Below are 18,671 nucleotides of genomic sequence, written 5' to 3'. Positions count from 1 at the left end.
CCGGGGATCGATCCCAGGAGCAGCGAGAGCGTGAGGGCGAGCTGGAAGTCGCCGAAGAGCACGTGACCCAGGGCTGCTGACGCGACGAGGGGTACGGCCTGGAGCAGGTCGGTGCCGACGAGCTCGCTTGCTTTGAGCGTGGGGTAGAGCGCCATCAGCGCGATGATGATCAGCGACCCGGACCCGACCGACGTCAGGCCGACGACGAGGCCGCCGACGGCCCCGATGGCGATGGTGCGCGCGATCTTCACCGTCACGACGGGGCGGCCCTGGGGCAGCGGCGCGGCGCTGCCGTCGGCGTTGCGAGCCCGCTCGAGGAGCCGGAGGTAGGCGCGGACGATGAGCCCGGCGGCGGCGAGCAGCAGGGCGATGCCGAGGGCGAGCTTGATGGTGCTCTGCACCTGATCGCTGGTCCCCAACGCCTTGAGGATCAGCACGCCGCCGAAGGCCGCAGGGATCGACCCGACGCTGAGCCACTTGACGAGCTGGAGGTTGACGGTGCCCCGGCGCAGGTGGACGAAGGAGCCGACCGGCTTCATCACCGCCGCCGCGACGAGGTCGCTGCTCACGGCCGCGAGCGGGGACACACCGAAGAACAGCACGAGGACCGGCGTCATCAGGGCGCCGCCCCCCATGCCGGTCAGACCGACGACGATGCCGATCCCGAAGGAGGCGAGGGTGAGAAGCGGGTCGATTGTCACGCGTGGATCCATCCTCTTGAGCGGTGGAGGTGGAGGACCTCGTTGAGGGACTCCTCGGGGCTTTTCCGGGTGTTGTGAACGACGAGGTCGGCGTCAGCAGGCACCTCCTGGGCGTCCGGCTGCGTCGTGCCGGCGGACGATGTCGGAGCCGCAGCCGATCTTCAAGGCCTTCATACCGGTGCCGACACGGCAAGAATCTCCCACAGGACGTTGGTGTCGGCTCAGTCTTGCCGGTCTGCCGCAGCTGCGGGTGGTTTTTTGGAACCCCACCGGTTCCGTCGCGTGGGAGGCCGGGAGGCAGGGACCTTCGACTCTGACCTCAACGCTGAGGGCTCCGTAGTCTCGCGAGGAGGGGCGAAGAAGAGGAGTCCATGGTGAAGAAGCGTCTGGTGGTTCTGGGTGCCGGCACGGCCGGCACGATGGTCGTGAACCGGCTCCGGCCCCTCCTGCCCGCGCAGGACTGGGACATCACCGTCGTCGACCGCGACGATGAGCACCGTTACCAGCCCGGTTATCTGTTTCTGCCCTTCGGTACCTACACCGAGAAGCAGGTCACCCGCCCGCGGCATACGGTCTTGGCCGACGGGGTCGACTTCATGATCGGCGACGTCGACGTCATCCACCCCGAGACCAACGTGGTGGCGCTGATGGACGGCCGGGTCCTGACCTATGAGTACCTGGTCATCGCCTCGGGGACCTCGCCGCGTCCGGACCAGACGCCGGGCATGCTCGGCGAGCAGTGGCGCCGCAGCATCTTCGACTTCTACACCTACGACGGGGCGGTGGCCCTGCGCGAGGCACTGAAGGGCTTCGACCACGGGCGGCTGGTGGTGCACATCACCGATATGCCCATCAAGTGCCCGGTCGCCCCGTTGGAGTTCACCTTCCTGGCCGAGGCGTGGCTGCGCGAGCACGGGCTGCGTGACCGTGTCGAGCTGGTCTTCGTCACCCCGCTGCCGGGTGCCTTCACCAAGCCCATCGCCTCCGCACGCCTGGGGTCGATGCTCGAGGAGCGCAAGATCGTCCTCGAGGCCGACTTCCTGCTCGAGCACATCGACGCCGAGACCAAGACGCTGGTCTCCTACGACGAGCGCGAAGTCCCGTTCGACCTGCTCGTGACCGTGCCGCTGAACATGGGCGCCGACTTCGTCGCCCGGTCCGGCCTCGGGGACGAGCTGAACTACGTCCCGGTCGACAAGCACACGCTGCTCTCGACCGCCCACGACACGATCTTCGCGGTCGGCGACGCCTGCGACATCCCTGCTTCCAAGGCCGGGTCCGTCGCTCACTTCTCGGTCGAGATCTTCGCCGACAACTTCCTGCAGCACATCGCCGGACAACCGATGACCGGCTCCTTCGACGGCCACACCAACTGCTTCATCGAGTCCGGGGACCACAAGGGACTGCTCATCGACTTCAACTACGACACCGAGCCGCTGCCCGGCAAGTTCCCGCTGCCCGTCATCGGGCCGATGGACCTGCTGAAGGAGACCCGCGCGAACCACCTCGGCAAGCTGGCGTTCCGCTGGATCTACTGGAACGTCCTCCTACCCGGTCGCCCGATGCCGCTGCCGTCTCACATGTCGATGCTCGGTAAATCCACCGACGACCTCTCGAAGAACGAGGAATGAGTGCCATGCCTGTCACCACCATCGACGGCCACCAGATCACCGTCGACACCGAAGGTTTCATGACCGACTATGCCGAGTGGGACGAGCCGCTGGGCGCGAGCCTCGCGGCCCAGATCGGCATCGCCCTGAGCGACCAGCACTGGGAAGCCATCCGCTTCCTGCGCAAGGACTTCGCGGTCAAGGGCGAGACCCCGACGCTGCGCCGGGTCAGCGTCGTGGGTGCCATCCCGACCAAGACCCTGTTCCAGCTCTTCCCGCAGAAGCCGGCCAAGAAGATGGCCTACATCGCCGGGCTGCCCAAACCCCACGGCTGCGTCTGATCCCATCCGCCGCCCGAAGCAAGGAGACCCATCATGACGACCACCACCACCCCCCAGGCTGCCCCGTTCGTCCCGTCGTTCGACGACGTGCAGACCGGGCGCACCCTGGCCATCATCTGCTCCAAGGGGACCCTGGACATGGCCTACCCCGGCCTGATCCTGGCCAACGCCGCCCTCGGCGAAGGCGTCGAGACCCACCTGTTCTTCACCTTCTGGGGCCTCGACATGATCAACAAGAAGACCATGGGCGACCTGCAGATGACGATGCTCGGCAACACCGCCACCCATATGCCCCAAGGCCTGGGCGGCCTGCCCGGGATGACCGCGATGGCGACCTCACGCATGAAGAAGTCCATCGCCGAGCTCGACGTCCCCGAGATCCCCGACTTCCTCGAACAGATCGTCGCCTCCGGCGGCCACCTCTGGGCCTGCCGGATGTCGGCCGACATGAACCACCTCACCAAGGACGACCTCTACGACGACGTCGAGGCCATCATCAGCGCCAGTGACTTCATCGACAAGACCGAAGGCGCACAGCTGCTCTTCATCTAAGACCCGACCCGCCCCCCGCACTCGAGGTGACGCGATGACGAACCCGCCCATCGTGGAGGCCGCACGGGGGGTGACGTCGACAGGTCGCTCGGCGCTCATGGCGCGGATCGACGCAGCGGTGATCGGCGCGGACCAGGTCCTCGACGGACCATACGGCCCCCGCCGGGTCATCTACGCCGACTACACCGCCTCCGGTCGGTCGCTGTCGTTCATCGAGGACTACCTACGGCTGATGGTGTTGCCCACCTACGCCAACACGCATACCGAGGCGAGCGGGACCGGGCTGCAGACCACCCGGCTGCGTGAGGAGGCGCGCGACCTGATCAGGGAGTCGATCGGCGCGGGTGACGAGACTGCGGTGATCTTCTGCGGCTCGGGGGCGACGGCCGCCGTGGACAAGCTCTTGGGCATCCTCAACCTGCGGATCCCTGCTGACCTCGACGCCCGCTGGTCTCTGTCCCCACGCATTCCTGCCGATCAGCGGCCGGTCGTCTTCGTCGGGCCGTTCGAGCACCACTCGAACGAGATCCCCTGGCGGGAGACGATCGCGGACGTCGTCCGGATCCGCGCCGACGTGCACGGACACATCGCCCTCGCGCACCTCGCCGAGGAGCTCCACCGGTACTCGGGCCGCCCTCTGCTGATCGGCTCCTTCTCCGCGGCCAGCAACGTCACCGGCATCCTGACCGACACCGACCCGGTCACTGTCCTGCTGCATCAGCACGGCGCCCTGGCCTTCTGGGACTTCGCCGCCGCCGGTCCCTACGTCGACATCGCTATGGACGGACGTCGCGGTCCGTCAGGGACTGCGGACCCTGAGGCCGGGAAGGACGCAGTCTTCCTCAGCCCCCACAAGCTCATCGGCGGCCCGGAGACCCCGGGCATCCTGGCCGTGCGCCGCCACCTCGTGGCCAACACCGTGCCGGTCGTACCCGGCGGCGGGACGGTCACCTTCGTCACCCCGACCGAGCATGCCTATGTGCGCGACGTCGAGCGCCGCGAGGAAGGCGGCACACCCGCCATCATCGGGGCCATCCGGGCCGGGCTCGTCTTCCAGCTCAAGAACGCTGTCGGCGTCGAGGCCATCCGACGTCGGGAGGAGCAGCTGCTCGCCAAGGCGCTCCAGCGGTGGCAGACCAATCCGGCCATCGAGGTCCTCGGCGACACCGGCGCCGATCGACTGGCCATCATCTCCTTCCAGGTCCGAGCCCCCAGCGGGCTCGCGCTGCACCACAACGTCGTCGTGGCCCTTCTCAACGACCTGTTCGGTATCCAGTCCCGCGGCGGGTGTTCGTGCGCGGGCCCCTACGGGCACGAGCTCCTGGGGGTCGACGCTGCTCACTCCCAGGTCTACCAACAATCGGCCGCCTCCGGGTGCGAGGGTCTCAAACCCGGCTGGGTCCGCGTCAATCTCAACTACTTCATCGCCGACGAGGTCGCTGACCACATCATCGCCGCCGTCGACTTCATTGCCCGCCACGGGCACCAGCTGCTGGGCGACTACCGTTTCGAGCCGACGAGCGGGCTCTGGCGCCACCGCTTGGCGGCAGCGGATCCGCCTGTCCGGTTGGCCGACATCGACTACGACGCCTCGGGCACGATGGTTCATCCTCCTCCGTCAGCAGTGGCGTCTGCACCCACCCTGGAGGCTTGCCTCGACCTCGCCCACCAGCTCGTCGAGGCGTTGGCACCCAGAGCCTCGGCCCCCATCGCCTCGGCCCCCATCGTCCCGGCCCCCGTCACGCACCGACACCCCTGCTTGGACGACCTGCCACCCGGGCTGCTCTGGTTTGACCTACCGGCGGTCTGCCTGACCCCGCACCACGTCAGGGCGAGACCCACCGTGACGCCGCCCCGGCCTGACCCCGGGCTCCCCCCTGCTTGTGCTCCGGTGGCGCCCGAGTAGCGCCGCGCGCAGCCACCGGCCCCACCAGTCTGATGCCCCTCAGAGTGCCCTGCCAGCGCACAGGAAACACGTGTCGGGCCCGGGTGTGCTGGCGTTCCGCGTTGGCCACGACTCATCCTGGAGCGCTGGGCGCGACGAGGCCGCGATGTTGGGGTGTTTCGGTGTGGACAACGGTCTGCCACACGAACGACCCAGGCGATCAGGCGCTGCCGGGATGAGTCGCGCGATGCGCCACAACGATGACGTTGCGGCACTCACGGTCACGCGGATGACCGAACTGAAGACTGACGACGTCAGGCGAGGGTGAGGAAGAGCTTCTCCATCGTGGCCTGGTCCTCGGCGTTGATGCCGTCGGGCGAGGTGAGGCACTGGCGCATCCCGGAGGAGACGATCGCGAAGCCGGCGCGGTCGAGGGCGCGGTTGACGGCGGCGAGCTGCGTGACCACGTCCTTGCAGTCGCGGCCCTCCTCGATGAGGCGGATGACTCCGCCGAGCTGGCCCTGGGCGCGGCGGAGGCGGTTGATGACCGGGGTCATGTCATCGGTGTTGAGGGTGACCATGGGGTGTCCTTCAGGTGCGGAGGGAGTGCAGGGCTGCGGTCAGGCGCGTGCTGGCGTCGGCGGCGACCTCGGCCAGGGCGTCGTTCCCGGTGAGGGTCACCATGATGGCGGGGTCCATCGCCTCGACGCTCGTATGCGTGTCGTCGAGGGCGCGGACCACGACGTTGCAGGGCAGCAGGAGGCCGATGGACGGCTCGGCCTGGACCGCGGCATACGCCAGGGGTGGGCGGCAGGCGCCGAGGATGACCTGCGGGGCGATGTCGGCGTCGAGCTTGGCCTTCAGGGTGGCGGCGAGGTCGATCTCGGTGAGAACCCCGAAACCCTGCTCGGCCAGTGCCGCTCGGGTTGCCGTCAGGGTCTGGTCGAAGGGCTGCTCGATGGTGGTGGTGAGCGCGTAGGTCGGGGCGGCGGGCGCGTCGGTCATGGATACTCCTCTGTCTTCATTCGTGCGGGTGGGGACGACGGGGTGCGGGGTGGTTCGTCGGCTGCCGCGTCAGGCGGTGGCCGGCGACTGCTCGGCCTCGGTGACACGAGCCCTGACGGCGTCCATGTCGAGGGCGCGGACGTCGGCGACGACCTGCTCGAGGGCGGCGGCTGGAAGAGCCCCCGGCTGGCTGAAGACCAGGATGCCGTCGCGGAAGGCCATCAGGGTGGGGATGGACGTGATGCCGGCGCTGCCCGCCAGGGCCTGCTCAGCCTCGGTGTCGACCTTGCCGAAGACGATGTCCGTGTGGTGCTGGGACGCCGCCTCGTAGATCGGCGCGAACATCCGGCAGGGGCCGCACCACGAGGCCCAGAAGTCGATGAGGACGATCCCGTCTCGGTTGATGACGGGTTCGATCGATGCGGCGGTCAGGGCCTGGGTACTCACTGCTGCTCCTTCTGTGCGGGGCTCGAGCTCTTGGGAAACGTATACCTACTGGGGTATCAAGGTCAGGAGTAGGTCGTCCATTCCCCTCCCCGTCAACATACCCCGTGGGGTACGTCACAGCCATCAGGATCCGCTTGACAGGTATGCCCCCCAGGGTACTAGGGTTTCCTCAGCCACATACCCCATTGGGTATCCGCCGAACACCTGGGAGAGCTTGCCGGATGTCCAAGACGATCACCCTGCCGATCATCATCACCATCGACACTCCCTCCCTGGGCGACCGCTCCTACCTCGCCCATGATGGCCGGGTGGCGGTGGTCATCGACCCGCAGCGCGACATCGACCGCGTCCTGAGCCTGGCTGGGGCTGCCGGGGTGAGGATCACCCACGTGCTCGAGACCCATATCCACAACGACTACGTCACCGGCGGTCTGGCGTTGGCCGAGGCGACCGGCGCGGCCTACCTCGTCAACGCCGAGGACGACGTGTCGTTCGACAGGACGCCCGTTCGCGACGGCGACGTCATCGTGGTCTCCCCCGAAATGCGGCTGCGCGTGATGGCGACCCCTGGCCACACCTTCACCCACCTGTCCTACGTCCTCGAGGGCGTCGGCCAGGTGGTGGGCGTCTTCACCGGGGGTTCCTTGCTCTTCGGCGCCACGGGCCGACCCGACCTGCTCGGACAGAACCACACCCACGACCTGGTCCATCACCAGTTCGCCTCCGCTCATCGCCTCGCCGACCTGCTCCCCGAGAGCACCCAGGTCCTCCCGACCCACGGGTTCGGCTCGTTCTGCTCCGCAGGGTCGACCGGCGAGACCACCGCCTCCACGATCGGGACCGAGAAGAAGCGCAACCCCGCCCTGACCCAAGGCGAGGAGCGATGGGTGGCCGACACCCTCGCCGGCCTCGACGCCTACCCGGCCTACTACGCCCACATGGCCCCCGCCAACGCGTCCGGCCCGGCCGCTGCCGACCTCTGCCCTTCACAGAGCGCCGACAAGGACACGCTCGCGGCCAGGATCCGGGCCGGGGAGTGGGTCGTCGACCTCCGAACCCGCACCGCGTATGCCGCGGGGCACGTCACCGGCACCCTGAACTTCGGCCTCGACGGACAGTTCGCGACCTACCTCGGCTGGCTGATCCCGTGGGGCACCCCGTTGACCCTGCTCGGCGCGTCACCGGAGCAGGTCGCGCAGGCCCAGCGCGAGCTGGTCCGGATCGGCATCGACCGCCTCGAGGGTGCCGCCACCGGGACTCCACCGGACTGGACCGACACCGAGCTCGACAGTTTTGTGCGCGCCGAGTTCGCCGACCTCGCCCAGGTGCGCCACCACCGGTCCGTCGCTGTCCTCGACGTCCGTCGTGTCTCTGAGTACGACGACGGACACATCGACGGGGCGGTGAACATCGCGCTGCACGAGCTGCTGGGCCGCCTCGACGAGGCCCCGACCGGTGAGGTCTGGGTCCACTGCGCCGGCGGCTACCGGGCCTCGATCGCGGCCTCCATCCTCGCCTCGCGCGGTGTCCCCGTCGTCGCCGTCGACGACAGCTTCGCCGAGCACGCTGCCGCCTGCGGCCTGCCCATTGCCTCAACGTCCTGACCGACACCACCAGCACGACCAGCACGAATACCCACCCCGAGAAGGAGAACCACCATGTGCCGTCCCGCGACCTGCAAGACCTGCCGCAAGACCACCTGGGCCGGCTGCGGCCAGCACGTCGACCAGGTCATGGCCGGCGTCCCGCGCGCCGACCGATGCCCCGGCCACCCCCAGGACCCCAACTCCTCCGGCGGGTCCTTCCTGAGTCGTCTCTTCCAGCGCGGCTGAGCCCGTCTGAGCCGGCCTGAGCCCCACCAACCCCCGACGACAGGCCCCGATCACCATGTCCCTCCTCGCCATCCTGCTTGGGGCCTTGATCGGGCTGTCCCTGGGCGCGCTCGGCGGCGGCGGCTCCATCCTCACCGTGCCCGCCCTCGTCTACGCCCTCGGCCAGAGCCCCCGCACCGCCACCACCAGCTCGTTGCTCATCGTCGGACTCACCGCACTCATCGCGGTGGTCCCGCACGCCCGCGCCGGCCGGGTCCGCCTCGGTCAGGGGCTGGTCTTCGGTGCACTCGGCACCGCCGGCTCGTTCGCCGGGTCGGCCCTGTCGTCCCGCGTCCCACCGCAGGTCCTGCTCACCGCCTTCGCCGCACTGATGCTCGTCGTCGCCACCTTGATGCTGCGCCGCTCCCGAGGGTCCAAGAGCAGTGACCAGACGACGAACACGAGTGACCCCACCGGTGCGTTGACCCCGACCGGCGCTCCCATGTTCACCCTGCGGCCGTTCACCTGCATCTGCCCCCGGGTGGCCAAGGTCGTCGCCACGGCCACCGCGGTCGGGCTGATGACCGGATTCTTCGGTGTCGGAGGCGGATTCGTCCTCGTCCCGGCCCTCGTCCTGGCCCTCAGCTTCCCGATGCCCGTAGCGGTCGGAACGTCTCTGCTCGTGATCGCCGTCAACAGCGCCACGGCCCTGACCGCCCGAGTCAGCTCCGGTAGCACCCACCTCGACCGGCCCCTCATCACCACGTTCACGGGCGCCGCCGTCATCGGGAGTCTCCTCGGCGGCCAGATCGCCGGCCGGGCCCACCCCCGTCACCTCACCCGCGCCTTCGCGCTCCTGCTTGTCGCGGTCGCGGCCTACACGGCGGCCCGCAGCATCCCCGCTCTGCTGTGATCCTCGCCGTCGGCTGTTCGCGTTGAGGGAAGCCACGAGCCCGATGCGGTGTCGCCGAGGTCAGGTGTGGGCGAGGACGGTGTCGATCATGACCTGGTGGAAAAGCTCGGGTTGTTCAAACAGGGGTCGGTGGCCGGAGGTGTCGAAGGTGATGAGGTGCTTGGCGGGGGCGTCGAGGAGGTTGAACCACGCGGTGGCTGGGCCGAGGCGTCCGGGGGCTTCGTGGCGTCCTTCCATCAGGTAGACCGGGACGGCGACATGGGTCGCGTCCGTTCGGAAGTCGATGTTCTGCAGCTGGGGGTAGATGACGGTGAAGACGTCGAAGAACCCAGCGAACGCGCGTGACGTCGTCGGGCTCTACCTCGCCGCGCCCGCCCAGGCCGTCGTCGTCTGCATCGACGAGAAGACCCAAATCCACGGCCTTGGACCGAACGGCGCCGATCCTGCCGCTGCGGCCAGGGATCCCCGAGAAGCAAACCCACGACTACAAACGCAACGGCACGACCACGCTGTTCGCAGCGCTCAAGATCGCGACCGTGCTGGTCACCGACCGCTGCTTCCAGCAGCACACCAACGAGGACGAAGTGGTTCGCCGGCTCGTCCGAGGACGTGTTTGTTGGGCAACGCCCGGCCGGACGCCGCGGGCGGTGGCTTGAAGGTGGCCGGTTTCGGCCTCGAGGGTTGTCGGGTAGCGGGCTTGGTGGACCTCGCCCGTGAGCACCTCCCGAGCCCGTCTACTGCCGTGAGGACGACTGGCTGCGGCTGCGCGACATCGTCGTGACGGCCGCCCCCGAACTCTCACGGACCAGGAGGTCGAACGGGGCCAGGTGGGTGCGCGGCGCTGGGCTCGTCTTTGCGCCGATTCGGCTCATCAAGTAGTCGAGGGAGGTGGTGGCGATGTCCTCCAGACCCGGCTTGATGGTCGACAGGGTGGGTGAGCTGTAGCGGGTCTCGTCGATGTCGTCGAACCCGATGACCGCGACGTCCTGCGGCACGCGGCGTCCGGTCTCCTCCAGGACGCGCATCGCTCCGAGGGCCATGGCGTCGTTGAAGGCGACGATGCCGTCGATCTCGTCGTGGTCCGCGAGGAGCTGCCGCGTCCCTGCCGCGCCGGCGGAGCGGCTCCAGACGCCGACGTCGCGCACGAGAGACTTCTCGTAGGGCAGGCCGGCGTCGGCCAGGGCCTGCTGGTAGCCGGCCAGGCGCAGCGCGGCTGTCCCGGTCCGCTGGCCGTGCAGGGCGCCGATCGCGCCGACGCGGGTGCGCCCGCACTCGATGAGATGTCGTGTCGCTGCACGGGCACCGTCGGCGTTGCGCATGGTGACGTAGTCGGTGGGCCAGTCGGGGATCGGTTCGCCGAGGATGACGACGGGGGTGGTGATCGAGGCATCGAGGCCGGGGTTGCCCGGGGCGAGACCGAGGACGCTGAACAGGATGCCGTCGACCATCTGCGTGCGCCGTCCGCGCAAGAGCTCGAGCTCGACCTCGGGGTCGCCTCCCGACTGCTCGAGGACGACGAGGAGGTCCTGTGCTGCGGCCGCACGCATGACGGCGTCGGCGAGCTCGGCGAAGTAGGGGTTGCGGATGTCGGGGACGACGAGGCCGATGACGCCGAGTCGTCCGGAGCGCAGGCCGCGTGCGGCGAGGTTGGGCCGATAGCCCAGCGCCTCGATGGCTGCCTCCACCCGGGAGCGGGTCTCGGGGCTGAAGCTGCCCTGTCCGCGGACGACGTTGGAGACCGTCTTGATGGAGACACCCGCGGCCAGCGCGACGTCGTGCAGCGTCACCGACACGTCTGCTCCTGTCCGTCCCAGGTCCTGGCCCCGCTCAACTTAGCGGCATACCCAGGGCAACAGTGCGACGGGCCTGACCACGCAGTTCGCCTGTGGTGGCCAGGCTTCCAGCCCGTTGGGACAGCTCCCGGAAGACGTCGGCCACAGGATTGCGGACGCGCGCCAGCCCGGCGTCGGACTCGACCAGGTCGTAGAGGCCCATGGCGAGAAGGTGCTCCTGACGCGGCCGCGTGCTGTGCCGGTACGTCCACTCGTACATGTCGAACAACGGCCACCACGTGTAGCCCAGGACGCGGTGTCCCTGCTCGCGCATCGTGTGGACCTCGGCGACGGATTCCCGCAGCCACCGGATGCGGTCGGCGACGGAGGCGGTGACGCAGGTTTCGGTGAGCATCACGGGCACGTCGTACCGGTCCTCGTAGGCGGTGAGGACCTCCCGTAACCCCCGCACGCCGTCGTCGCGCGTGGGGCGCGGGTCGGCGAATCCGCCGCCGTGGTGGACGCCGGCCTCGAAGACCTCGGTGGAGTGACGCGGGTAGTAGTTGACGCCCATCACCGTCGGCGGAGTCGGGTCCTCCACGAGATAGTCCAGGTCGCCGCGATCGGCTCCGGCCGCCACCAGATCCGCGTGCAGGGGGTGGTCGGCGGTGACCCGTCCGGTGAGGAGGTCCTCGACCAGGTACCGCTGGTCCAGCATCGCCCGGACCTGCGTGACGTGCTCGGGCGCACGGGTGGCCCCGCTGTAGCGGAACCCGGCGTCGACGTGCACGAAGACCGCCTCGGGGCCCAGGACGCTGCTGATCTGTCGCTGCGCCTGCGCGGAGGCCTGGGCCAGAGCCATTGCCAGGCGCAGCAGCCCGCGTCGGCCGCGCAGGTACGGCGGCCAGTAGCCGTACTCGCCGCTGAACTGCGCGTGGATCATCGGCTCGTTGACCGGGGTGTAGCTGGTGGCGACGTCGCCGTAACGGTCGGCGACGCGGGCGGCATACTCGGCGAAGTGCCGGGGGAAGTCGGGGTTGGTGAACTGCCCGTCCAGCCACAGCGGCGTGCCGTAATGCAGCAGGTCCACGATCGGCTCCAGGCCGAGCTCGGCGAAGCGGGCCATGACCGCGTCCGTCCACGCCCAGTCCCAGGCGTCCCGGGCGGGGTTGACCCGGTGCCACGGGACGCCCCAGCGCAGCAGGTCCGCGCCGGCGTCCTGAGCCAGCGCGAGGTCGTGGTGGTAGTTCGTGTAGTGCTCGGTGAGGTCGTACTCGTCCAGAGCCCGTTCACCGGCAGACTCCTGGGGGACGAAGGTGTCCTCGATGCCGAGCGCGAAGTGCAGCCGCCCGTCCTCGTGCCAGCGCCTCTCGTTGCCGGTCCTCTCGCCCGCTCGACCCGTCACCGCGCCCGTCATTTGAGGCCCGTGGTGCCGACGCTGGCCACGAATCGTCGCTGGACCATGAGGAACAGCACCGCCAGTGGTGCGAGGGCGATGAGGGAGCCGGCCATCATCACCCCGTAGGGCACGATGCCGCTCGGCCCGGTGAGCAGCGTCAGGCCGGAGGTGATCGTGCCCATGTCGGCGCCGGTGCTGAAGACGAGCGGCCAGAGCAGGTCGTTCCAGTTGTTGACGAAGGTGAAGACCCCGAGGGTGAGCAGGGCCGGGACGGCGTTCGGCAGCACGATGCTGCGGTAGATCCGCCACTCCGACGCTCCGTCGAGGCGCGCCGCGTTGTCCAGGTCCCGTGGCAGCGCAAGGAAGAACTGGCGCAGGAAGAAGATGCCGAACGCGTCCGCGGCGCGCGGCACGATGAGCGCGGCATACGTGTTCACCCAGCCGAGGTCGCTGACCAGCTGGTAGATCGGCACGAGTGTCGCCTGGAACGGGATCATCAGGCTCGCGACGATGAGCACCAGCAAGGTGCGGGCACCGGTGAAGTCGATCCGCGCGAGGGCGTAGGCGGCGAGGGAGTCGAACACCAGGGCGCACACGGTGACCCCGCCGGCGAAGACGACGCTGTTGACGATGAGCCGGGCGAAGGGCAGCTGGGAGAAGATCACCGTGAAGTTATCGAGCGTCCACGAGTGCGGGACCAGGGTCGGCGGGTAGGCGTTCACCTCGGTGACCGGCTTGAACGCGGTGAAGACGATGATGAGGAACGGCAGCAGCAGGACGAGCGTGCCGGCCGCGACGACGGCCAGAAACACCCACCTCCCCGCGGTGGCGCGTCCTCGTCCCTGGTCCGAGCGAAGCAGGTGCGCGTCGGCTCCGGTATGCCGGGGGGTGCCCGCGCGCTGACCGCCGGGTGCCTCGGCCGCCACGGGCCGAGGAGTCTGAGTGGTGCTCATGCGCTGAGGTCCTTCTCACGGCGTGAGGCCAGTGCAAACTGGACCAGGCTCAGCAGCAGGGTTGCGGCCAGCAGGACATAGGAGAGCGCTGACGCGACGCCGAGGTCGAGCTTCTGGAAACCGGTCTGGTAGATCTGGGTGACCACGGTGTCGGTGGCATGGAAGGGGCCGCCCTGGGTCATGACGTAGATCTGGTCGAACGCCTGCAGCGCGGCGATGAGCGCGAAGATCACGACGAAGGTCGTCGTGTTGTTGAGCATCGGCAGGGTGACGTGCCGGAACCGCCTCATGGGGCCGGCGCCGTCGACGTGGGCCGCCTCATACAGGCTGGCCGGGATGTCCTGCAGGCCGGCGATGAAGATGACCATGTAGAAGCCGAAGCTCTTCCACACCGCTACGAGCACGACGGCGTCATCGCCAGGGTCGGGTCCTGCAGCACGTTGCCCAGGTGGACGCCGAGGCCCCGCAGCCAGTAGTTGAGCAGGCCCACGTCCGGGTCGATGAGGTAGTCCCAGGCAAAGGCCGCCACCGCCATGGACACGATGAACGGCAGGAACAGCGCGGAGCGGAACAGGCCCCGCAGCGGCAGGCGTGGGTCGTTCACCACGAGCGCGAGCCCGAGGGCGACGAGCACCGCGAGCGGGGTGAAGAGCGCCGCGTAGATGGCGGTGTTGACCAGGGCCTTGAGGAACGTCGCGTCGGTGAATACCCGGACGTAGTTGTCCAGCCCCACCCACGTCTCGGGGCCGAAACCACTGGAGTCGAAGAGGGAGGTGCGGAACGCCTTGACCATCGGCCAGCCCACGAAAGCGGTGAGGATGCCCAGGGCAGGAGCCAGGAAGCATGCTGCCGCCAGCTTCTGGCGCTGCGGCTGGGACAGCGGGCCACGGCCACCCAGCTGCCGGGGCGGTCGGTAGGCGCGCACGTGGCGGTCGACCTGGGACGCCATCGCGTCTCCTTCGGTGTCAGGGGGCGGGGACAAGGCCGGGTGCGGCGGGCTGTGGGGGGGCCGCGCTGCCGCTGAGCTGACCCCACCCCTCCCGGTCAGGAGTTGAGCGCCGCGTGCACCTTGGGCTGTGCAGCGGCCAGTGCCGTTGCCGGGTCCTGTCCTGCGAGGGCGTGCTGGGTCGCCTCGTCCACCGCGGCGAGCACGTCGACGCTGTTGACGACAGCGGGCAACAAGGGGCGGGCCGAGGACGCCATCGCGGTCAACGCGGCCACGACGGGGTTGCCCGCCACCGCTGAGGCCGGCACGTCGGTGCGCAGCGGAGGCCACCCGGAACCCAGGGACCACTGGGTGGCCACCTTGGAGCTGTAGAAGTAGTCGAAGAACTTCTCCGCCGCCGCCTTCTCGGCGGGGCTCGCCGTCGCCGTCACGCCCATCGAGACCCCGATCGCTGACGCGGCGCTCGTCACCGGCCCCGCCGGGATCGGCGCCAACCCGTAGTCGATCTTGTTGTCGGTGGCGACACCCGCCATCCACGGTCCACCGATCTCCATCGCGGCCTTGCCCGAGCTGAACAGGCCGTCGGACTTGATGCCGTCCAGGCCGGTGGGCGAGATGTGGTCCTTCTGGACCGCAGCGCTCCAGAAGGCCAGGGTCTGCCGGTTCTGGGGAGAGTCGAGCGTCGCGGTCGACCCGTCGGCGATCGATCCACCGTTCCCGGCGAACAGGCTCGCCCACACGCCGTTCGCCACCGTCTGGTGGTCCGGCAGCGCGATCCCGTACTGCTCGGGGGTGCCGTCGCCGTTGGAGTCGACCGTCAGCTTCTTCGCGTCGGCCACCCACGCGTCCCAGGTGGCGGGGAAGCTGGTGATGCCGGCCGCGGTGAACATCTTCTTGTTGTAGATCACCGACAGCGGGACGAACCCGGTCGGCACTCCGTACTTCTTGCCGTTCACCACCTCCATCTGGATCGCCTGGGGGTTGATCTTCGCGGCATTGGCGCTGGAGGTGTAGTAGTCGGACAGGTCGGCCATCGCGCCCTTGCCCGCGTAGACCGGCAGCTGCTCGGCGGGGAGTGCGACGATCTGCGGGCCCTGCTTCGCGGCGAGCGCCGGGAGCAGGGAGTTCTGGATCACCGCCCACGTCTTCACGGTGTACTGCACCTTCACCCCGCTCTGCGAGGTGTTGAACTCGTCGATGATCTTGTTCAGCACCTTGCCGTCATCGGCGGTGTAGCCGTGCCAGAACGCCAGCGTCACCGGGCCGCTCGCAGCCCCCGCATCTGCCGACGACGAACACCCCGACAGCAGTGCTGCGGTGGCACTCAGCAGCGCAATCGCTGCGACCGTTCGCTTCATGGTCCAACACCTCTCCACGGTGCAAGTACAACGTTGTACCTACTGGCAGCTATCGTGACCGGAGTTGTGCCGGGTGTCAAGCGTTCGGCAAGGATCCGCCCCGGCGGCTCGGTCACCGGGGTGGGACGGCCGGTGGGTGTGGAGGGTCCGGATCCGGGGTAGGCACTGGCCATGACCGATGTCAGCAACGAGAACATGCCCCCCGAGCCCCACGACGGCATCGACGCCGCGGCGGGCCAGGACGCGAAGGCCTTCGAGCACAACCAGAGCAACCCGATCGCCCGGGCCTCCGACGGCGGGCCGCCGCCGTCCGAGGCTCTCCAGCCGGGCGAGCTGCCCGAGCGGGGTGGCACGGGCGCCGGCAACCCCACCGCCGGGGTCGAGATCAGTGCCGAGGACCTGGAGGAGGCCGTGCCCGGCGACATGGGACCGGAGCACCCCGGGGTGCGCCGCAAGTCTTAAAGCAGTTGACCAACCGGTTCGGCAAAGGCAACTCCGAAGAGCCGCCATCGCGTCGAGGCGACGTTGAGCGGCTCTTCGGATTCAAGCGTGCGGGGCCCGGTATGACCGGGTCGGGCGTGGCGGTCCCAGCATGAGGGTGTCGGGGCGTTCCAGATTGGAAGCGACCGATCCGGTGCGTCAGCGACACGTTATCTGGAGCGTGTCTCTGACGGGACTGCTGACGAACTCCGTTGTTCCTCAGCGCCTCCCGCCCGTAGGGCCGTGTCCTCGAGCTGCGTCGATGACCTGTCTCCGACGTAAGTGCGCAGGTCGGGGCACAGATTGTTCCGCGGGCTCCAGATATTAATCAACTCATCATCAGAGTGAGCCGCCGCCTGGCCTACGGCTTCCGCAACTTCGACCACCACCTCATCAGGATCTTGCTCGCCGCATCAGGCGAAGCAGCTGACCCCGTCACCCGAGGTCCGCGAGCATCCCCTCGATCCGCTCTTCCTCGAAGGTGCCGCCGCCCGCGGCGATCCAGTCAAGGGCATTCGGGCACGCGGTCAGCACAGCGGCGCGTACGAGTTCGCCGCCGCGATCGTCGTCGGCGCTCACACGAACCTCGACACCGGCTGCATGCAAAGCCCTGAGCACGGTGATGGCCGCCAGCGACGGCCGGCCGAACGTACAGAGGAGTGGGCGAGAGCCAGCACCCATCCGGTCGGCTGCAGTCTCGACGACTGATGGGTTCTCGCACACGAACACCGGTCCGAGCGCCGCCGCGGCCTCGACGCCGCCGGCGAGTATCCGCGCCGTGAGCCAGACGGGCTCGCCCATGACCCCGGAAAGGGTCATGAGTGCGGGGCTCCCCACGAGAGGGAGGTTGAGCACCAGGACGGTCGACGACACACGGTCACAGACGACCCCTACTGACCACCACGCCAAGCGCCATCCCTCACTGGTCCCGACGTCTGGCGACCCGAGGTCGGACGAGGTAGCCCCAGCACGCCCCGCACCGAGCGCACCGACCAAGCGAGCGGCAGCCCGACCGAGCGGTGTCGACTGGTCGAGAGCGTGCGCGTCGCCGAAGGTCTCCGCTGCGAGGACGGCCAACGACACCCCATTGGGTCCGTTGCGATGGTCGAGTCCGTCGAGTAGCTGGGCGAGCGCCCCCGCCCGCGAGAGTCGCCGACCCGTTCCACTCGACGGAAGGATGTCGGCGACCACCCTCTCGAGCAGACCGCTCTCCGGCCCGCACAGCCGGTCGATGGCCGCACCGAGGACGGACGCGGCCGCAGCCTCCTCCAGGCGACGCGATTCGACGGCAGCAGCCCGTGCAACGACCCGGTCATCGATCGGGCCCCCGAGGGCGACGAGCAGGTCCTCGAGGTGGACGCCTCGGGTGGTGAGCCGCTTCCGAAGATTCTCGATCGAGACGCGGCGTGCGCTGATCTGCCACTCCGAGCCGAGTAGGAGACCCACGTCCCGTCGTTCGTCGTCGTTGAGTGCGACAACGAGAGAGCCCGTCGCGCGGAGTTGACCGCGTTCGGCCCGCCGCCTCGCCTCACCGAGAACCCTCTGGGCGCCCGGACGCTGCGCCCACGCGCGGGTGCCGTCGTCGATCATCGGTCAGGGCTCGAGGTCCGTGAACAGGCTCGGCTCGGTTGTCGTCCCGGAAAGCACCGCAAGACCCGACGCGGACAGTTCGATGGGAGTCAGTTCACCGGCGGCCCAGAGCTCGACCGCGAGGTCGGCACCAGGATGCGGGTCCTCGGCCCGGACGACCTGGTAGATCGCCGCGACGGGCACGGACGGGGAGTTGAGCAGCCGACCCGGGCCGACGACGAGCACGTCGAGGTCGAACTCGCCGAGCAGGCCGAGCACGGTGGCCCGGTTCGTGGTGTCCAAGCCGTCGAACGCTTCATCGAGCCAGAACGGTCGCGGCGCGGCCGGCATCGACTCGTAGAGCGCCGTAAGCGTCGCGACAAAAGGCAGCATGAGCATGACCACGCGCGCGCCGCCGGACAGGTGCGCGTAGTTCTGCGACGTCAACGGCGTCCAGTGCCCTCCGTCGCCGGTCTTCTTCTGGAGGGTCACCGCGAACCATCGCCGGTAGTCGAGCGCGTCGGCCAGGAGTGGCTGCCACCCGCCGGCGCCGCTCTCGGACAAAGCCCGCGCCTCCTCGATCCGGCTTCGGAGGAAATCGCGCACCCGGCCGGCGACCGCGACGTCGAGGATCGCGTCACCCTGCTCGATCGCGGACAGGACCGCCTCCGTCGCACCCGCCGCGGGCGCGAGGTGGATCCGGAGCCGGGTCCGGGTCGTCCCCGTCGGATGCCGCGCGAGCACGTCGTTGATTCGGCTCGTTAACCGGCGCAGCTCGGTGAGCCGGTCGCGGAGGTGCTCGATGAAGGCCGAGCCGAGTAGCTCGGTGAGGGTGCCCTGCAAGGACTCGTTGTATGCCGCGTCGAGCTGATCATGGATGGCCTGCAGTCGGACGAGGGCCTGACGGGGTGCGTATGCCGTGCCGGTCG

21 protein-coding genes and 1 pseudogene are annotated in these 18,671 nt (G+C 68.9%); 10 read left to right on the top strand and 12 right to left on the bottom strand.

Annotated features, from left to right (window positions below; translation table 11 throughout):
* Window positions 1–701: sulfite exporter TauE/SafE family protein (locus tag Q0R63_RS16705; RefSeq protein WP_295699734.1), on the bottom strand; the 701-nt coding region annotated here is incomplete at its 3' end.
* A gap of 371 nt (window positions 702–1,072) precedes the next feature.
* Here Q0R63_RS16705 and Q0R63_RS16700 point away from each other — a divergent pair.
* Genes Q0R63_RS16700 through Q0R63_RS16685 form a run of 4 tightly spaced genes read left to right on the top strand, consistent with a single transcriptional unit; the run spans window position 1,073 to window position 5,110 of the window.
* Window positions 1,073–2,332 carry an FAD/NAD(P)-binding oxidoreductase gene (locus tag Q0R63_RS16700; protein ID WP_295699731.1) on the top strand — a complete coding sequence of 420 codons (1,260 nt, stop codon included), beginning with the start codon at window positions 1,073–1,075 and terminating at the stop codon, window positions 2,330–2,332.
* Window positions 2,329–2,652 (top strand): TusE/DsrC/DsvC family sulfur relay protein, encoded by a 324-nt coding sequence (locus Q0R63_RS16695; RefSeq protein ID WP_295699728.1) that lies wholly within the window; start codon window positions 2,329–2,331, stop codon window positions 2,650–2,652. Before Q0R63_RS16700 ends, Q0R63_RS16695 begins: the two co-directional genes overlap by 4 nt.
* A gap of 33 nt (window positions 2,653–2,685) precedes the next feature.
* Window positions 2,686–3,204: a DsrE/DsrF/DrsH-like family protein gene (locus tag Q0R63_RS16690; protein WP_295699725.1), complete on the top strand. Its 519-nt coding sequence runs from the start codon at window positions 2,686–2,688 to the stop codon at window positions 3,202–3,204.
* Between the two features lie 34 nt (window positions 3,205–3,238).
* Entirely contained in the window at window positions 3,239–5,110 is a 1,872-nt protein-coding gene (locus Q0R63_RS16685) for an aminotransferase class V-fold PLP-dependent enzyme (protein WP_295699723.1), read from the top strand.
* Between the two features lie 293 nt (window positions 5,111–5,403).
* On the opposite strand, the gene Q0R63_RS16680 is transcribed toward Q0R63_RS16685, so the two are convergent.
* The 3 genes from Q0R63_RS16680 to trxA all read right to left on the bottom strand — a co-directional run bounded on the left by Q0R63_RS16680 (window position 5,404) and on the right by trxA (window position 6,541).
* Window positions 5,404–5,670 (bottom strand): metal-sensitive transcriptional regulator, encoded by a 267-nt coding sequence (locus tag Q0R63_RS16680; protein ID WP_295699720.1) that lies wholly within the window; start codon window positions 5,668–5,670, stop codon window positions 5,404–5,406.
* A gap of 10 nt (window positions 5,671–5,680) precedes the next feature.
* Window positions 5,681–6,094, bottom strand: coding sequence for a DUF302 domain-containing protein (locus tag Q0R63_RS16675; protein ID WP_295699717.1), 414 nt, complete (start codon window positions 6,092–6,094; stop codon window positions 5,681–5,683).
* Between the two features lie 69 nt (window positions 6,095–6,163).
* Window positions 6,164–6,541, bottom strand: coding sequence for a thioredoxin (trxA, locus tag Q0R63_RS16670; protein ID WP_295699715.1), 378 nt, complete (start codon window positions 6,539–6,541; stop codon window positions 6,164–6,166).
* A gap of 221 nt (window positions 6,542–6,762) precedes the next feature.
* Between trxA and Q0R63_RS16665 the strand changes: the two genes are divergently transcribed.
* The 5 genes and pseudogenes from Q0R63_RS16665 to Q0R63_RS16645 all read left to right on the top strand — a co-directional run.
* Window positions 6,763–8,145, top strand: a complete 1,383-nt coding sequence (locus Q0R63_RS16665) for an MBL fold metallo-hydrolase (protein WP_295699713.1) — start codon at window positions 6,763–6,765, stop codon at window positions 8,143–8,145.
* A 54-nt stretch (window positions 8,146–8,199) separates the two neighbouring features.
* Window positions 8,200–8,373 carry a hypothetical protein gene (locus Q0R63_RS16660; protein ID WP_295699709.1) on the top strand — a complete coding sequence of 58 codons (174 nt, stop codon included), beginning with the start codon at window positions 8,200–8,202 and terminating at the stop codon, window positions 8,371–8,373.
* Between the two features lie 55 nt (window positions 8,374–8,428).
* Complete coding sequence (locus tag Q0R63_RS16655) at window positions 8,429–9,265, top strand: sulfite exporter TauE/SafE family protein (RefSeq protein ID WP_295699706.1); 837 nt, start codon at window positions 8,429–8,431, stop codon at window positions 9,263–9,265.
* A gap of 66 nt (window positions 9,266–9,331) precedes the next feature.
* Window positions 9,332–9,610 (top strand): hypothetical protein, encoded by a 279-nt coding sequence (locus tag Q0R63_RS16650; RefSeq protein ID WP_295699705.1) that lies wholly within the window; start codon window positions 9,332–9,334, stop codon window positions 9,608–9,610.
* A pseudogene (locus Q0R63_RS16645) lies at window positions 9,606–9,795 on the top strand (IS630 family transposase); the annotation flags it as partial. The gene Q0R63_RS16650 and the pseudogene Q0R63_RS16645, both read left to right, overlap by 5 nt.
* Window positions 9,796–9,999: 204 nt before the next feature.
* On the opposite strand, the gene Q0R63_RS16640 reads toward Q0R63_RS16645, so the two are convergent.
* The 6 genes from Q0R63_RS16640 to Q0R63_RS16615 all read right to left on the bottom strand — a co-directional run bounded on the left by Q0R63_RS16640 (window position 10,000) and on the right by Q0R63_RS16615 (window position 15,693).
* On the bottom strand, window positions 10,000–11,058 hold the full coding sequence (locus Q0R63_RS16640; protein WP_295699703.1) for a LacI family DNA-binding transcriptional regulator: 1,059 nt from the start codon (window positions 11,056–11,058) through the stop codon (window positions 10,000–10,002).
* A gap of 34 nt (window positions 11,059–11,092) precedes the next feature.
* Window positions 11,093–12,442 (bottom strand): family 1 glycosylhydrolase, encoded by a 1,350-nt coding sequence (locus Q0R63_RS16635; RefSeq protein ID WP_295699700.1) that lies wholly within the window; start codon window positions 12,440–12,442, stop codon window positions 11,093–11,095.
* An 8-nt stretch (window positions 12,443–12,450) separates the two neighbouring features.
* Complete coding sequence (locus tag Q0R63_RS16630; protein ID WP_295699698.1) at window positions 12,451–13,389, bottom strand: carbohydrate ABC transporter permease; 939 nt, start codon at window positions 13,387–13,389, stop codon at window positions 12,451–12,453.
* Window positions 13,386–13,793, bottom strand: coding sequence for a sugar ABC transporter permease (locus Q0R63_RS16625; protein WP_295699695.1), 408 nt, complete (start codon window positions 13,791–13,793; stop codon window positions 13,386–13,388). Before Q0R63_RS16625 ends, Q0R63_RS16630 begins: the two co-directional genes overlap by 4 nt.
* Complete coding sequence (locus Q0R63_RS16620) at window positions 13,784–14,338, bottom strand: sugar ABC transporter permease (RefSeq protein ID WP_295699691.1); 555 nt, start codon at window positions 14,336–14,338, stop codon at window positions 13,784–13,786. Before Q0R63_RS16620 ends, Q0R63_RS16625 begins: the two co-directional genes overlap by 10 nt.
* A gap of 95 nt (window positions 14,339–14,433) precedes the next feature.
* Complete coding sequence (locus tag Q0R63_RS16615; protein WP_295699688.1) at window positions 14,434–15,693, bottom strand: ABC transporter substrate-binding protein; 1,260 nt, start codon at window positions 15,691–15,693, stop codon at window positions 14,434–14,436.
* 171 nt (window positions 15,694–15,864) lie between these two features.
* Here Q0R63_RS16615 and Q0R63_RS16610 point away from each other — a divergent pair, with 171 nt between their 5' ends.
* Window positions 15,865–16,155, top strand: coding sequence for a hypothetical protein (locus tag Q0R63_RS16610; RefSeq protein WP_295699683.1), 291 nt, complete (start codon window positions 15,865–15,867; stop codon window positions 16,153–16,155).
* Window positions 16,156–16,608: 453 nt separating this feature from the next.
* On the opposite strand, the gene Q0R63_RS16605 is transcribed toward Q0R63_RS16610, so the two are convergent.
* Complete coding sequence (locus tag Q0R63_RS16605; RefSeq protein WP_295699676.1) at window positions 16,609–17,763, bottom strand: TIGR02679 domain-containing protein; 1,155 nt, start codon at window positions 17,761–17,763, stop codon at window positions 16,609–16,611.
* A 3-nt stretch (window positions 17,764–17,766) separates the two neighbouring features.
* The coding region (locus Q0R63_RS16600) for an SbcC/MukB-like Walker B domain-containing protein (protein WP_295699673.1) at window positions 17,767–18,671 on the bottom strand (905 nt) is incomplete at its 5' end.

It is taken from the genome of Lapillicoccus sp., from assembly GCF_025353065.1.
In the GTDB taxonomy this organism is placed as follows: domain Bacteria; phylum Actinomycetota; class Actinomycetes; order Actinomycetales; family Dermatophilaceae; genus Lapillicoccus.
Note: the sequence above shows the minus strand (reverse complement) of the source record. Positions and strands in the feature narration are given on the sequence as shown.

What these genes read in the sequence shown, in the direction of transcription:
- Q0R63_RS16675 (WP_295699717.1), bottom strand. Translation starts at nt 6,094, where the DNA reads ATGACCGACGCGCCCGCCGCCCCGACCTACGCGCTCACCACCACCATC.
- Q0R63_RS16665 (WP_295699713.1), top strand. Translation starts at nt 6,763, where the DNA reads ATGTCCAAGACGATCACCCTGCCGATCATCATCACCATCGACACTCCC.
- Q0R63_RS16655 (WP_295699706.1), top strand. Translation starts at nt 8,429, where the DNA reads ATGTCCCTCCTCGCCATCCTGCTTGGGGCCTTGATCGGGCTGTCCCTG.
- Q0R63_RS16620 (WP_295699691.1), bottom strand. Translation starts at nt 14,338, where the DNA reads ATGGCGTCCCAGGTCGACCGCCACGTGCGCGCCTACCGACCGCCCCGG.
- Q0R63_RS16690 (WP_295699725.1), top strand. Translation starts at nt 2,686, where the DNA reads ATGACGACCACCACCACCCCCCAGGCTGCCCCGTTCGTCCCGTCGTTC.
- Q0R63_RS16615 (WP_295699688.1), bottom strand. Translation starts at nt 15,693, where the DNA reads ATGAAGCGAACGGTCGCAGCGATTGCGCTGCTGAGTGCCACCGCAGCA.
- Q0R63_RS16700 (WP_295699731.1), top strand. Translation starts at nt 1,073, where the DNA reads ATGGTGAAGAAGCGTCTGGTGGTTCTGGGTGCCGGCACGGCCGGCACG.
- Q0R63_RS16680 (WP_295699720.1), bottom strand. Translation starts at nt 5,670, where the DNA reads ATGGTCACCCTCAACACCGATGACATGACCCCGGTCATCAACCGCCTC.
- Q0R63_RS16610 (WP_295699683.1), top strand. Translation starts at nt 15,865, where the DNA reads ATGACCGATGTCAGCAACGAGAACATGCCCCCCGAGCCCCACGACGGC.
- Q0R63_RS16685 (WP_295699723.1), top strand. Translation starts at nt 3,239, where the DNA reads ATGACGAACCCGCCCATCGTGGAGGCCGCACGGGGGGTGACGTCGACA.
- Q0R63_RS16695 (WP_295699728.1), top strand. Translation starts at nt 2,329, where the DNA reads ATGAGTGCCATGCCTGTCACCACCATCGACGGCCACCAGATCACCGTC.
- Q0R63_RS16630 (WP_295699698.1), bottom strand. Translation starts at nt 13,389, where the DNA reads ATGAGCACCACTCAGACTCCTCGGCCCGTGGCGGCCGAGGCACCCGGC.
- Q0R63_RS16660 (WP_295699709.1), top strand. Translation starts at nt 8,200, where the DNA reads ATGTGCCGTCCCGCGACCTGCAAGACCTGCCGCAAGACCACCTGGGCC.
- Q0R63_RS16605 (WP_295699676.1), bottom strand. Translation starts at nt 17,763, where the DNA reads ATGATCGACGACGGCACCCGCGCGTGGGCGCAGCGTCCGGGCGCCCAG.